This window comes from Anaerococcus sp. HMSC068A02 (assembly GCF_001811125.1).
Classification (GTDB): domain Bacteria; phylum Bacillota; class Clostridia; order Tissierellales; family Peptoniphilaceae; genus Anaerococcus; species Anaerococcus vaginalis_C.
In genome coordinates, this window is record NZ_KV803761.1 from 49,657 (window position 1) to 63,805 (window position 14,149).

15 protein-coding genes are annotated in these 14,149 nt (G+C 27.2%); 7 read left to right on the forward strand and 8 right to left on the reverse strand.

Features of this window, described 5'->3' with window-relative positions:
- The first annotated feature begins 35 nt into the window (after window positions 1-35).
- The 3 genes from HMPREF2782_RS05615 to arsA all read left to right on the forward strand — a co-directional run bounded on the left by HMPREF2782_RS05615 (window position 36) and on the right by arsA (window position 2,553).
- Window positions 36-338: an ArsR/SmtB family transcription factor gene (locus tag HMPREF2782_RS05615; RefSeq protein ID WP_070641445.1), complete on the forward strand. Its 303-nt coding sequence runs from the start codon at window positions 36-38 to the stop codon at window positions 336-338.
- Window positions 339-423: 85 nt separating this feature from the next.
- Entirely contained in the window at window positions 424-792 is a 369-nt protein-coding gene (gene arsD, locus HMPREF2782_RS05620) for an arsenite efflux transporter metallochaperone ArsD (protein ID WP_070641447.1), read from the forward strand.
- An 18-nt stretch (window positions 793-810) separates the two neighbouring features.
- Window positions 811-2,553, forward strand: coding sequence for an arsenical pump-driving ATPase (gene arsA / locus HMPREF2782_RS05625; RefSeq protein ID WP_070641449.1), 1,743 nt, complete (start codon window positions 811-813; stop codon window positions 2,551-2,553).
- A 91-nt stretch (window positions 2,554-2,644) separates the two neighbouring features.
- Here the strand turns inward: arsA and HMPREF2782_RS09690 are convergent, their stop codons facing one another.
- The 7 genes from HMPREF2782_RS09690 to HMPREF2782_RS05655 all read right to left on the reverse strand — a co-directional run bounded on the left by HMPREF2782_RS09690 (window position 2,645) and on the right by HMPREF2782_RS05655 (window position 8,793).
- Window positions 2,645-2,776: a hypothetical protein gene (locus tag HMPREF2782_RS09690; protein WP_261668689.1), complete on the reverse strand. Its 132-nt coding sequence runs from the start codon at window positions 2,774-2,776 to the stop codon at window positions 2,645-2,647.
- A 61-nt stretch (window positions 2,777-2,837) separates the two neighbouring features.
- The gene (locus HMPREF2782_RS05630; RefSeq protein ID WP_070641452.1) at window positions 2,838-3,626 is read right to left on the reverse strand and encodes a hypothetical protein; all 789 of its coding nucleotides are present in this window, start codon (window positions 3,624-3,626) and stop codon (window positions 2,838-2,840) included.
- A 299-nt stretch (window positions 3,627-3,925) separates the two neighbouring features.
- A complete protein-coding gene (locus HMPREF2782_RS05635; protein WP_070605632.1) occupies window positions 3,926-4,726 on the reverse strand; it encodes a metal ABC transporter permease in 801 nt (266 codons plus the stop codon).
- The gene (locus HMPREF2782_RS05640; RefSeq protein WP_004839696.1) at window positions 4,720-5,391 is read right to left on the reverse strand and encodes a metal ABC transporter ATP-binding protein; all 672 of its coding nucleotides are present in this window, start codon (window positions 5,389-5,391) and stop codon (window positions 4,720-4,722) included. The genes HMPREF2782_RS05635 and HMPREF2782_RS05640 overlap by 7 nt, the downstream gene beginning before the upstream one ends.
- Window positions 5,369-6,709: a metal ABC transporter substrate-binding protein gene (locus HMPREF2782_RS05645; RefSeq protein ID WP_070641455.1), complete on the reverse strand. Its 1,341-nt coding sequence runs from the start codon at window positions 6,707-6,709 to the stop codon at window positions 5,369-5,371. The genes HMPREF2782_RS05640 and HMPREF2782_RS05645 overlap by 23 nt, the downstream gene beginning before the upstream one ends.
- Before the next feature lie 45 nt (window positions 6,710-6,754).
- On the reverse strand, window positions 6,755-7,435 hold the full coding sequence (locus tag HMPREF2782_RS05650) for a ZinT/AdcA family metal-binding protein (RefSeq protein ID WP_070641457.1): 681 nt from the start codon (window positions 7,433-7,435) through the stop codon (window positions 6,755-6,757).
- A 911-nt stretch (window positions 7,436-8,346) separates the two neighbouring features.
- Window positions 8,347-8,793, reverse strand: coding sequence for a hypothetical protein (locus HMPREF2782_RS05655; protein WP_070641459.1), 447 nt, complete (start codon window positions 8,791-8,793; stop codon window positions 8,347-8,349).
- Between the two features lie 57 nt (window positions 8,794-8,850).
- Between HMPREF2782_RS05655 and HMPREF2782_RS05660 the strand changes: the two genes are divergently transcribed.
- On the forward strand, window positions 8,851-9,336 hold the full coding sequence (locus HMPREF2782_RS05660) for a hypothetical protein (protein WP_261668690.1): 486 nt from the start codon (window positions 8,851-8,853) through the stop codon (window positions 9,334-9,336).
- A gap of 133 nt (window positions 9,337-9,469) precedes the next feature.
- Window positions 9,470-10,471, forward strand: a complete 1,002-nt coding sequence (locus HMPREF2782_RS05665; protein ID WP_070641461.1) for a Gfo/Idh/MocA family protein — start codon at window positions 9,470-9,472, stop codon at window positions 10,469-10,471.
- A gap of 102 nt (window positions 10,472-10,573) precedes the next feature.
- On the opposite strand, the gene HMPREF2782_RS05670 is transcribed toward HMPREF2782_RS05665, so the two are convergent.
- A complete protein-coding gene (locus tag HMPREF2782_RS05670) occupies window positions 10,574-11,020 on the reverse strand; it encodes a methylated-DNA--[protein]-cysteine S-methyltransferase (RefSeq protein ID WP_070641462.1) in 447 nt (148 codons plus the stop codon).
- Window positions 11,021-11,283: 263 nt separating this feature from the next.
- Between HMPREF2782_RS05670 and HMPREF2782_RS05675 the strand changes: the two genes are divergently transcribed.
- Together HMPREF2782_RS05675 and radA are read left to right on the forward strand one after the other, a co-directional pair.
- A complete protein-coding gene (locus tag HMPREF2782_RS05675; RefSeq protein WP_070641464.1) occupies window positions 11,284-12,600 on the forward strand; it encodes a glutamate-cysteine ligase family protein in 1,317 nt (438 codons plus the stop codon).
- Window positions 12,587-13,960, forward strand: a complete 1,374-nt coding sequence (gene radA, locus HMPREF2782_RS05680) for a DNA repair protein RadA (RefSeq protein ID WP_070641467.1) — start codon at window positions 12,587-12,589, stop codon at window positions 13,958-13,960. The genes HMPREF2782_RS05675 and radA overlap by 14 nt, the downstream gene beginning before the upstream one ends.
- The last annotated feature ends 189 nt before the right edge of the window (window positions 13,961-14,149 follow it).

Genomic DNA, 14,149 nt, shown 5'->3' on the forward strand with positions numbered 1-14,149 from the left:
ATATGTGTGGTAAAATAAATTTTAGGAGGAGAGAAATGGATAATAAATATATAAATATTTCTAAAAAATTAAAAGTTCTAAGTGATCCGAAAAGGCTTGAGATTGTAGATATGCTATCATGCGAGGAGCTTTGTGCTTGTGAAATACTAGAAAAATTTGATATAAGCCAACCCACCTTATCAAGTGATATGAAAAAACTTGAAGATGCGAATATAATAAAAAGTCGCAAGGAAGGTAAAAATGTATTTTATATTGTAAACAAAGAAAGTCTAGATGAACTTTATAATTTATTGGGAAAAATATTTGAATCCAGCCTAGATTGTATCTGCAAAAAATAATTTTTTGCCTAATACATAGAAATATTTAAATGTATCTATATATATTTACATTAAACTTTCCTCAAAAAAATTTAAGGAGAAAATCATGAAAAAAATAAGAATATATGAACCAGCAATGTGTTGCTCAACAGGAGTTTGTGGGGTAAGTGTTGACCCTGAGCTTTTAAGAATGTCAAGCCTAGTAGAAAAATTAGATAAAAAAGGAATAGATATAAAAAGATTTAATCTTAACAATGCCCCTCAAGAATTTGTTGAAAATAAAAAAGTAAATGAAATTTTAAACGAAAAGGGAGAAGATATTCTTCCTCTTACAATGGTTGATGATGAAATAATAAAAAGTGGAGCATATCCTTCAAATGAAGAATTTGAAGAAATTTTATCTATAAAATTTGATGAAAAAAATGAAGAAGAAAGTTCTTGTGGATGTTCTTCTGATAGTGGATGTTGTTGCTAACTTTTAGAAAGGTATTTTATGGAAAAATTTAGTCCCGATAAAATAAAATTAGGAAAATATATATTTTTTACAGGAAAGGGAGGAGTTGGAAAAACATCAACTGCTTGTGCTACGGCTGTAAATTTATGTGACAAGGGATCTAAGGTTTTATTGGTAAGCACAGATCCGGCCTCAAACCTCCAAGATATTTTTGTGGAAAAATTAGATAATGAAATTACAAAAATTGAAGAAGTAGAAGGTTTGTTTGTTGCAAATTTAGACCCAATTAAGGCAGCAGATGAATATAAGAAAAGTATAGTATCTCCCTATATTGGTAAACTTCCAGATAGTGTAATAAATAAAATGGAAGAAGAATTATCTGGATCTTGTACTGTAGAAATTGCAGCTTTTAATGAATTTGCAAAATATATTACAGATAAAGAAACCGAAGATAAATACGATTTTATTATTTTTGATACAGCTCCAACCGGCCACACTTTAAGAATGTTACAACTTCCACAAGCTTGGGATAATTTTATTGAAGATAATACCCAAGGTGTATCTTGTTTGGGACAACTATCAGGTCTTGAAAGTCAAAAAGGTATGTATAAAAAAGCTGTAGAAACTTTATCTGATAAATATAAAACAAGTTTAATCCTTGTAACAAGACCAGAAGATGGTCCTTTAAAAGAAGCTGACAGGGCTTCAAAGGAATTAAAAGACATTGGCATTAAAAATCAAATATTATTAGTAAATGGATTATTAAATATATATGATGATCAAATCTCCAAGGCTTATTATGAAAAGCAAAAAGAAGACCTAGAAAAAATGCCAGAAAATTTAAAAAATTTACAAAATTATCTTATACCTTTAAGAGGATATAATATAACAGGAATTTCAAAACTTAGGGCCTTGTTTGATGAAGATACTTATACAGAAAAAACTTTTGACAAAGAAATAAAAATTGATAAAAAATTAAAAGATATAATAGATGATTTGTACAAAAATGATAAGAAAGTTATATTCACAATGGGAAAGGGTGGAGTAGGAAAGACAACTATGTCAGCTGCTATAGCTCTTGGACTTTCAAAAAAAGGAAAGAAAGTTCATCTTACAACAACTGACCCAGCAGATCATTTAAAATATACAATAAAAGAAAATGAAAATTTATCAGTAAGTCATATTGATGAAAAGTTAGAGCTTGAAAAATATAGGAAAGAAGTTTTACAAAAGGCGAAAGAAACTATGTCAAATGATGATCTTTCTTATATAGAAGAAGATTTAAGATCACCTTGTACACAAGAAATAGCAGTTTTTAGAGCTTTTGCAGATATTGTAGAAAAAAGTGAGGAGGAAATAGTTGTAATTGATACAGCTCCAACCGGCCACACTCTTTTATTATTAGAATCAACCCAAAGTTATAACCAAGAAATAATGCGTTCAAATGGAGATATTCCAGAATCAACTAAAAAACTTTTGCCAAGACTTAAAAATGAAAAAGAAACAGAAGTTATAATAGTAACACTTGCAGAACCAACTCCAGTTTATGAAGCTTTAAGACTTGAAGAAGATTTAAAAAGAGCAGGAATTTTTAGCAAATGGTGGCTTATAAATTCCTCATTATATGCTTCAAACACAACAAATAAAGTCCTAAAATCAAAAGCAAATGAAGAAGTAAAATGGATTAATTATTTAAATGACCATACAAAGGAAAATTTAGCTATAATTGGTTGGAATCCTAAAAAATTAAGTGGAGATGTCTTAGAAGATTTAATAAAGTAGTTAAAAGATTTGGACAATTATTTAATTACACAAATTTTAGTATAGAAATAGGCTTAAAAATTTATTTTAAGCCTATTTTTTAAAAATCATTCTAATCCTTCCCAATTTGATAATCTGAATTAAGTTCGCTTTCTCCTGTTTTTGAAATTATGGTTGGATTTGTTAATATTAATATGTAGCAAGTTTCATCAAGATGATTTTCTACAATAAATTTTCCTTGCATTAAACAAGTAAGGGCAAAATCAAACCCATTATAATTATTTTTTTGTTCATTAAATCATAAGCTAATCTGCCTTATAAACTTTTCTTACTGCTTTTTCTAAATCATCAAAATATTTCAAAATTTCAAGCTTTTCCATGCTGAGCTTAACTTCTTTTTCGATTTTTATATTTGTTTTATCTCCATCTTTGTGAGGGAGGTCTTTTTTAAATTCATCCAAATATGAAATTATAAGATTTTCTATAGTTTCTTTAGCCTTATCATTATAAGCAAAACCAAAATTTTTCATTTGGTCATCAAGCAAACTTTCTCCGTTTTTTTCTATGAAATCCTTGGCATAAATTTTTAAATCATCATAAGAATTTCCCATCAAATCATTTACAACTTTTAAATCATTTATTGCATAATAAAGTTTGGAAGAAGTGTCACAAATCGCCAAAAGCTGAGTTTCGTATAAACTTTTTTCGATAGATTCTTTGCCGTTTTCATTAGTCAAATTAGCCCTAAGACTTCCCTTATTTTTTTTGATTTTTTCAAGGTCAGAGCTAAAAATAAAATACAAATTATTTGCGTAATCGATGCATTCTTCCATAAGAATATCACGAGTTTTGCCAAGATTTTCCTTATTTTTTTCATAAATTTTGTAAGCATAAGTATCTTCAAAAAGCTCATCGGCCATAGAAGGCTTGTAGGTTTCAATGCTTTTTGCATTTTCTTTTTTAGGATTATACATAATAAAAGCGTCTTTTTTTATTTCTTCGTCAGAAAATTTTTTTCCATTTTTTATGATATTACATCCTACAAATATAGAAAATAGACTTATAAGAAGTAATAATTTGATTTTTATTTTCATTAAAGCTCCTTGTAATTATTTTAAAGAATAATAAGTAATAATGGAGATAATAAAAAGAATAATTATGATAACTATGATTGATAAGAGTATTATTTTCATAAATTTTTTCATAAGAAACCTCCTTTAGAAAACATTCGCACAACATATAGGTATTTTATCAAAAAAATATTTATAAATCAATTTAATCTATATTTAAAATATTAATTTTATTAAAGTTATAAAATCGAATTGAATTTAAGTGAAATTTTTAAATTTAAAATGGGCTTTACAGAATATAAGATTCTGTAAAAGCCCAATTTTTATACTTTATTTTTTCTTAACTTTTTATATAAAACAAATATTAACATTCCTATTATTGCATTTACAACAATTGCTCCACCAGGTTTTATATCGAATTGATAACTTAGAATAATACCAAGCATCATATAGATTACGCCGAGTGTAATTGTTATAAAAAATGTTTGTTTATAACTTTTAGCAATAATTAAGGCTGTTGCTACTGGTAAAACTATTAAGCTTGTAACCATTAAAGCTCCAATTATTTTTACAGACAAGGCTATAGTTATGGCTGCAAGGAGAGTAAAAGATGCATCAAGTCTTTTTACTTTTACTCCAGAAAGCCTAGCTGTATTTGGATCTATCGCTATAGCTAAAAGAGATGAATATCTTGAAATTGATAATATTAAAACCAAAATAAAGGCAATACTTGTATTTACTATATCTCTATCTGTAACTGATGAAATTGATCCGAAAAGGTAAGATTCAAAAGAATTTCCACCTGGAGCAAAATCTGAAAGAATGGCTGCGATTCCTAAACCAGTACTCATAATAACTGCTGTTGCCATATCTCCATATTGGGGAAGTTTTTTTCTTATAAGTTCTATCAAAAAGGCAGCTACAATACAAACAATTGATGATCCCAAAAGAGGATCAAAACCTAATATTAATCCCATTCCAACTCCAGCAAGAGCTGTGTGAGATAGGGCATCACCTATCATGGAAGTTTTTCTATTTACCATTACAATTCCTATTATAGGAATCATAATAGAAAGTAAAAATCCCAAAAGAAGCGCCTTTCTCATAAAAGCAAATTCTAGCATTTTTTTAAACTCCCTTCTATCATTTCGTATTTTGTCATTTTAATATTTAAAGATTCCATTTCTTTTAATTCGTGAGTAACCATAATTATAGTTACATTAAATTTTTTTGAAAGAAAATCTATTGTTTCAAAAAAATGGTCCTTAGAATACTTATCAACTCCTGCTGTCGGTTCATCAAGAATTAAAATTTTTGGATCATTTATCATAGCTTTTGAAATCATTGCCCTTTGAGCAAGACCTCCTGACAATTCATTTACAGGAGTGTTGATATAATTTTCCATACCCATTTTTTTTAGTATATCTTTTGCTTTTTGGTAATGATTTTTCTTGGGGATTTTAATAAGACCAAATTCTTCGTAAAGATTTAATGAAACTAGTTCAAGGCAAGTTATAGGAAAGGCAATTTTATTTACTATATTTATTTGTGGGACATATCCAATGTCTTTAAAAGAAACATAATCTTCAATATTTTTGCCAAGAATTTTAATTTCTCCACTATTATTTTTTAATTCTCCAAGCATAAGTTTTATTAAAGTTGATTTACCTGAACCATTTCCACCAAGAATTACCGTAAATTCACCGACATCAACATTCAAATTGCAATTTTTTAAAACAGGAATTTGTGAATAAGAAAAATTCAAATTATTTATTGACACTGCTTTCATTATTTTCCTCCTCAGTCATAGATTTGTAGAGATTTTCAAGATTCATTTCCATAAGATCAATATAATTAAGTTTACCTTTCTCCTGTTCCTTATTAACATATTCCATAGAAGCAAGAGGAGAGATTTTTCCACCAATTTCTTCAGCCAAAGCCTGAGCTTGTTTTGGATTTTGTCCATATTCATAAAAAACTGTGGAAATATTTTTGCTTTCAGAAAAGTCTATGGCTTTTTTTATAGTTTTAAGGCTAGGATTTTCTAAACTTGTTAGACCTTGAAGTGGATATTGAATCAAATCAAAATCTCTTGCTATATAAGCATAGGCATAATGAATTACCAAGAAATTTCTTTTATTTTTGTCAATTTTTGAAAATTTCTCCTTATAATTTGCATCAATATCAGTAAGTTTATCAACATACTTTAATTTATTTTTCCTATAAATTCTTTCATTTTTCGGATATTTTTCGGTTAATTTTTCATTGATAGCATTCAAATATTTTTTTGCATTGGTAATGGATAACCATGAGTGGGGATCATAAGTTATTTTATCAAATCCAGAAGATGAACCTTCCATCAAAGGTTCTTCCTTTTTTTCATCTTTTAAAAATTTACCATTACTTCCAACCAAATTATATGGAAGAAGATCTTCACTTATCCTGTCGCTTATAAAAATATAATCTCCATCTTTTGGAATATTGAAGAAAATTTCTCCAGATTCATGTCCCATCTCAAGGCCATAAACCTTTCCTTCTTCAAGATCGAAAGTTTCTTTTTGATGAATTAGCTCTCCCTTTTGGCTCATTATATCTTTACATTTTTTTACCAAATTTTCTCCACGAGTACCATCATCTTTTATAAAGGCAACCCTCATCATATCTTCATGAGTGTGGCCAAAATCAAATTTATTTTTTCCTTTTTTCAAATTTACTTTTGACATATATTGAAAATCACCAATAGCTGCCGCTCCCTTATAAGTAATAAGATCAACAGAATCGGATAATTTTAAAATATCAAGATTTGGTAAATTTTCCTTAACCTTATCAAGCCAAGGTTCCATATTAGCACCATTTACAACCAAAAGATCACACTTTGCTAGCTTTTTCATATCCTTAGGACTTGGCTCCCAAAGGTGAGGTTGCTTATCAAGGGGCATAAAAGATTCTACATCTATCGTGTCATCACCAATCATTTTTGTCATTTCATAAACAGGATAAAAGGAAGTATAAACCAAAGGTTTATCGGAAGAGTGTTCATTCTTGTTTGCACAAGAGCTAAAAAGAAAAAGCAAGAAAACAAAAAAACTTATATATCTTTTTTTCATTCTTCCTCCTTAGAAAGAGGGTTGAAAAATTTCAACCCACATAATCTATTCAGTAATTTCATCAATTATTTGTGCATCAGTTGTGTTTGGTTTTACAAAAGTAGGGAACCAACCTTCATCTTTTAATAATTTATCTTTGTCATCGCCATATCTCATGTGGAAATGTGTTAGGCTTTCTTCTCCGTGAATTGGCATCATAAGAATAAATTTATAAGGCGCATCATCATTTACAGCTTCAAAAATATCCCATTCTAATTTATGGCCACCATGTTCAACTTCTTCTTTTCCAACATATTTATATTCGCTCTCACCGATAACTTCACCTTTTTTATCAGGGAAATCTTTTAAGAATTTGATTTTATTATCTTTTATTTCAAGACCACCAAAATCACATTTTCTTTTCTTTAAATAATTTTCTTTAGCTTCTTTTTCATCAACTTTTTCTTTTTCAGCTAAAGTTTTAAAAGCACTTTGAACTTCATCTTTGTCAAGATATCCACCCATATCATTCCATTCGCCTTCCCAATCAGCAAGGCTTACTTCGCTAGATTTTTCCTTATCAGCATCAGAAGAATCATTGCTTTTATTAGAAGCATCATCTTTTTTCATTTCTTGAGAAACATTTGTACTAGAAGGCTCATCATTTTTTGGATCCTTTTGACAAGCTGTCAACATAAGTCCCAAAGATAAAAGGGCAACTAAACTAAGTGATTTTTTATTTTTCATTTTATTCTCCTTATTATTTAATTTATAAATTTGTATTTTTAGTTAATTAACTATCGACAACTAAATATTAGCAATAAAAATAATAAATGTCAAGAATGATTTGCATTATCATTTAAAATTTTCTAAAAATTTAAAATAAATGGATGAAGAAACTTCTCTACGAAAATATAAAAAAACCAATGAAATCAATATGAATAGGGATAAACTTTAAAATCTAAGCTATAAAAATTTTTTCTATTATTAAATCTTTAAAACTTATATTTTAAATTTGATATTTGGAAAAATGAAACTTGTAAAATCATTATGAAAATAAATGTTGAGCTTATGTTTAAAACTAAAAATTATAAAAGTTTTTTATTAACTGATTAGTGTAAAATGTAAAAATAAATGTCTGTTGTAAAAAATTATTCATTTAAATATAAGGATTCTGATCACATAAATTTGTTTTATTTGAATTGATAATGTCGAGTCAATAATAGAAAAATTTTAAAATTTGAACTAATCTTTTTATTTTACATAGTTGAAATTTATAAATTTTATTAGATATTTATATCTTATGTAAAATAAAATTATATTTTGTATAATGCAGACTGTTGACAAAGTAAAAAAATTGCCTATTTTGATCTAGTGGAACGAGCGAAGAAATCTCATGGGATTTCTCCATGCCTTCGTTTCACTCACGCTAAAACACCTTTGCTTTGCAAACTTTTCTGTGTTATCAAACTAGTTTTAGGAATAAATGTGCAAAATCAATGCCCATTTATCTAGTTGAGATGGTTTTTTTCCTAATTTTATTTTGAATTACTAATAAATTACTAAACTTACTTTGTCTACGCTCTGAATTATATTTTGTATAATGCTAACTTATTTTACCTAGGCTTTAAATTTAAGATTTTTAATTATATACTAGGTTAAAGTTTATGATCTATGTAATTTTCAAAAATATTTTTAAAAATCACTATATATTTGTAATCTTTAAAGTAAAAATCATAAAAATTTCCATAAGCCCAAATTCTACACTTTGGATATTTTGAATTTTCTATAGTTTCTATATTTTTTATGTCTTTAAACTTTATAAATTTTGGGAAAACAGGAATTTTTTCAAAAATAATAATAGAATTTTTTGTAACTCCTTGACTTTTTAAGGATAAGAAAAATCCAAAACTTATCAAAAAAATCATGGAAAAATCTAGAAAAGTAAAAGAAAATTTGTAAATTATCAAAAATAAAATCAAAAAAAGTTCTAGGCAAATAAAATAATATATTGGTAAAAACATGGTCTTAGTAATTATTTTATTTTGTATGGATTTGATAAAGATAATCCATACTAATAAGCCAATCAATAAATAATATTTCATAGTACCTCCTTGTATTTATCTACCCAAATTTTGGGTAGAAATTTATTGGGAGGCTTTATGTTTTTTAAAGACACATTCAAAAAATATTTTGATGAAAAATTAATTTTTATTATTTTTACAATTTTAGCTATGGTATATCTATCTTTGAAATTGTTGATAAATGGAGAAGGTCCAATATTTTTATTTTATTTTTTAATTTCTATTTTGACCTCCCTTATTTTTAGAGAGGCTTGTCTTTCGGACGAAATTTATTTTGAGGATAAGAAAAAGCTTAATAAAAATAATATTCTATCATATATTTTAAGTAAAAATTTATTCACAATTTTTCTTACAGGTGTGCTAGTAATGTTGGTTTTCCTACTTAGTTTTTTGTTAAAATATAAATTAGTAGGTATCAAAGATTTTTTTGATATTATAATTTTAATTCTTGCTACATTGGCAAGTGAGAATATAGTTTTGTTATTTCATAATAAGCCTATATTTACAGAATATCCAAAATCAATGGTTGGAGATAAATATATAGGCAAAAGCTATATCAAATAAATTCTTCCATCTTTTTTTATTGATTTATCAATAAGTTTAGTCTTTAAAAGACTTTCATTGATATATTTATTTATTTTTTGTTATTTTATTTCTATAATTATTTTTTATATTAGGGTAAAAAATAGGGGGGTATATGATTAATTTTGTAAGCATAGGTTCAAATTTTATAGTTGAAAATGTTTTGAAAACAGTGGTAAAAATTGACGGATACAATTATTATGGGGCATATTCTAGGTCTATTGAAAAGGCGGATTATTTGAAAGAAAAATTTGGGGCGGAAAAATCATTTGATGATCTTAAAAAAATGCTTGAAGATCCAAAAATTGATTTTGTTTATATAGCAAGTCCAAATTCTTTGCATTATAAGCAGGCTAAAATGTGTCTTTTGGCAAATAAAAATGTGATTTGTGAAAAGCCATTTTTTACCAATACAAAAGAGCTTGATGATTTAATAAAAATTTCTAAAGAAAGAAAATTGTTTTTATTTGAGGCGATTTCCATAAAATATTTGCCAAGCTTTGAGCTTTTAAAAAATCTTTTGGGAAAAATCGGAAAAATTTCTACTTGTATGATTAATTATTCCCAATATTCATCAAGATTTGATAAATATAAAGAAGGAATTGTTGAAAATATTTTTAAAAGCGAATTTTCTGCAGGAGCTTTGGCAGATCTTGGAATTTATAATTTGCATTTGATTTATGAACTTTTTGGAAAAGGAAAAGATTATTCATATTTTGGAAATATAAATCCATACGGCGTTGATATTGCAGGGCAAGGTCTAATTTCTTATGGAGATTTTTCTGTATCATTTACCAATGCCAAAGACAGTAAAAGTGAAAATTATATAATAATCCAAGGCGAAGAAGGCTATATAAAAGTTTTGGGAAATATTCAAGAGGCAGAAAAAATTGAATGTTTTTCAGATAGAAAGCTTGAAATTATTGATATAAAAAAAGAAAAAGATTTGTATTTTTATGAATTTGAATATTTTAAGAAAATTTTTGAAAATAAAGATTACAATTCTTTTGAAAAAAGACTTTTTGAGTCAAAAGATGTTTTGGAAATGTTTGAAAAATTGAAAAAAACTGGGAAAATCAGAGATTGCTACAATATGATAGAGCCAAGTTCAAAGTAAATTTTTTGGAAAAAATTATAGAAATATTAAAAGAAAAAAATCTTAGGAAATTTTAAAAAGCCTAAGCTATTAAAATTTCCTAAGAAAAATTTCTATTACAATTCATTTATATTTTTTATTTTTTTCAAGCTCCAATAAATATTTTTTTAAATCAAGTCCATAAAAAAATCCACCCAAATTATTTTTTCCTACAACCCTGTGGCAGGGAATTCTTAATAAAATTGGATTTTCACCACAAGCAGAGCCAATAGCTTGGTAGGCCTTAGAATTTATTTTTTCGCCAATTTCCTTATAAGTTATAGTCTTTCCATAAGGAATTTTTTCAATTTCTCTCCAAACTTTTTTTTGAAAATCTGTCCCTTGAGGATTTATTTCAAATGAAAATTTTTTTAAATTCCCATCAAGAAATGAAGAAATTTCTTCAAAAGCAAAATCTGAAATAAAAGATTTTTCGCCAGACTTTTCTTCATCAACCAAAGCAATTTTTTCGATTTTTTCATTATATTCAATTTCAAAAATAAATTTATCTTTTGTATAATATGCTTTCATTATTTATTTGTCCTTAATTTAAGAGATATTTAAATTTGTGAAGTAGTTCTTTCTATTTGATGTATTTTTAAAAATAAATTACTTAGAGTTATAAATTTTAAAGATTTCTCAAATAATAAAAAATTATTAACTTTATTTTATTTGTTAATAGAATAAAATTCAAATTTATCAGTAGATATTTTGAAAAAGATATAGATGATTAAAATTATTTTTGAAAAAGGGTATATTAAAAGTAGTAAAATGTCTAGAAAGTGGAGGATGTTGTGAATTATCAAGAAAAAAAAGATAAAATTGTTGAATATATAAAATCTGGCGAAAGCCAAAAGGAAAATTTTAAAATTGGTCTAGAAATGGAGCATTTTGTTATAGATAAAGATGAGCTTTTTTCTTATGATTATTTTGGAGAAAAGGGCGTGGGCAGTACTTTGAAAGATTTAAAGGGTATGGGTTTTTCTGTAACAAACGAGGAAGATGGATATATTCTTGGTCTTAGAAAAGAAGATATTGCTGTAAATCTTGAACCTGCTGGTCAATTTGAACTTGCAATTGATGCTAAAAAAAATATAAATGATTTGGATAAGTCTTATAAAAAAATCATGGGAGAAATTGTTCCGATTTTTGATGAAAAAAATCAATATCTTGAAACCTTGGGCTATCATCCAAAATCAAAAATAATGGATTTGAATATTATTCCAAAAGATAGGTATAAATATATGCAAAAATATTTTACTGAATTTGGTGGAAAATATGCTTTAAATATGATGAGAGGAACTGCAAGTGTTCAATCTGCCATAGATTTTTCCTCTGAAAAAGATTTTAAAAAGAAATTTTTTGTGGCAAATGCTCTTTCGCCTTTTATGTACACTCTTTATGATAATGCCTATATTTTCCAAGGAAAGCCTTATGAAAATAAAAATCTTCGCCAAGAAATTTGGGAATATTGCGACAAAAATAGGACAGGAGTTTATGAATTTGCCTTTGATGAGGATATGTCTTATGAAAAATATGCGGAAAAAATTTTAGACACTGATATAATTTTTGTTCATGAAAATGGACAAGATGTTTATAAGGGGAATACAAAATTTGAAAAGATAATGGATAAAGATTTTTCTGATGAGATGATTTTTCACGCTCTTTCTATAGTTTTTCCTGATGTTAGGGTTAAAAAATATATAGAAATTAGGATGCCTGATGCAGTGCCTTACTCATACAATCTTTCTTTTCCAGCCTTAATCAAGGGTTTATTTTATAATGAAGAAAATCTAAATAAATTGAGAGAAGATTTTAAAAATATGACTTATGCTTCTTGTCAAAAATTAAAAATGGATGCAAAAGAGCATGGCTTTGATGCAAAATATGAGGGAAAAACTATTTGCGAATGGATAAAATATTTTATTTCTCTTGCAAAAGACGGACTTGATGAAAATGAAAAAACTTATCTTTCTTGTATTGAAAAATTAATTGATGAAAAGGAAACTTTGAGAGATAAATTTGAAAAAATTTATAAGGAAGATCCAAAAAAAGCTTGCGAGAAATTTTCTGTAAATTATGTTTTAGGAGAGATTAATGGCAAAGCTTAAAAGAGCTTTTGAATGTAAAAATTGCGGTCATATTCAAAATGTTTGGGCGGGCCAATGCCCAGATTGTGGCAAATGGGGAACTTTGATTGAAAAAACTATAAAAAACGAAAGGACATCATCAAAAGAAAATTCCCTTGATTTTGAAAATGAGGCAAGGCTATTAAAAGAAGTAAAACTTGATGAGTCTGAAAGAATAAAATCTTCTTTTGACGAATTTGATAGGGCGATTGGCGGAGGACTTGTAAGAGATTCTGTTTCAATTTTGACGGCAAGACCTGGAGCTGGAAAATCTACTTTGCTTTTGCAATTGTCTTCGTCTTATGCGAAAGATGGTTTTAATGTAATGTATGTTTCTGGAGAAGAAAGTGAATCTCAAATAAAAGCAAGAGCTGATAGAATTATTGGAGAAATTTCAAAAAATATTTGGATTTTATCAACAAATTCAATGGATCTTGCAGAAATTGAAATAAAGAAAAAAGATGCTGATATTGTAATTTTAGATTCAATTCAAACATTTTTTCTAAACGAATTTGATAACAAACAAGGTTCTCCTACCCAAACTATTGAATGTGCAAATAAGTGTGTTGACCTTGCAAAAAATCCTGAGAAAAAAAGAGCTTTTATTATGGTTGGTCACATGAATAAATCAGGAGAAATGGCAGGGCTTAGAACCTTGGAGCATTTGGTTGATACGGTTTTAGTTTTAGATGGAGAAAGCGAAGATGACCTTAGGCTTTTGACAAGTACAAAAAATAGATTTGGACCAACGGGCGAAGTCGGATTATTTTCCATGCAAGAAGAAGGTTTAATTGAAATTACAAATCCTTCAGAATATTTTATTACAGAAAGAGATTCAGGAATCGAAGGGTCGGCTATTTCTGTTATGAAAGAAGGCAGTAGGCTTTTGGAAATTGAAATAGAATCCTTGGTTTCAAAATCATTTATGCCCTATCCCCAAAGAATCGGCGATAGTTTAAGAAAAGATGACTTAAATACTTTGATTTCAATTTTACAAGAAAGAGCAGGAATTAATCTATTTGACGAAAATGTAATAATAAAAGCAACAGGCGGACTAAAAATTAGGGAACAATCAGTAAATCTTGCCATAATGATTTCAATCGCCTCATCATATTTTAAAAAACCAGTCGATAATAAAACAGTTTTTATAGCAGAAGTGGGCCTAACAGGAGAGCTTAAAAAAGTTCCACAAATAAAATCCAGACTAAAAGAGCTAGAAAGATTAGGCTACAAAAAAGCCTATATAGGAAAATGTTCAATAGATAAAAAAGAATACAAAAATTTAGAAATAAAAGAAATGAAAAATATAAAAGAAGTAATTTCAGATGTTTTTTCTAAATAAAAATTAAAATTATTTACACAAATCGCGTTGATAAAGAAAAAACTTTATCAGTGCGATTTTTTATTTTTAAATTCGTGCAAAAGTATAATTTTGTTTTAATTAAAGCATAAAAATATTTTAAAAAGCAAAAGAAAAAATTTATAATTTGTGAGATATTTATAGAATTATTTGCTAAATATTTTCATATTT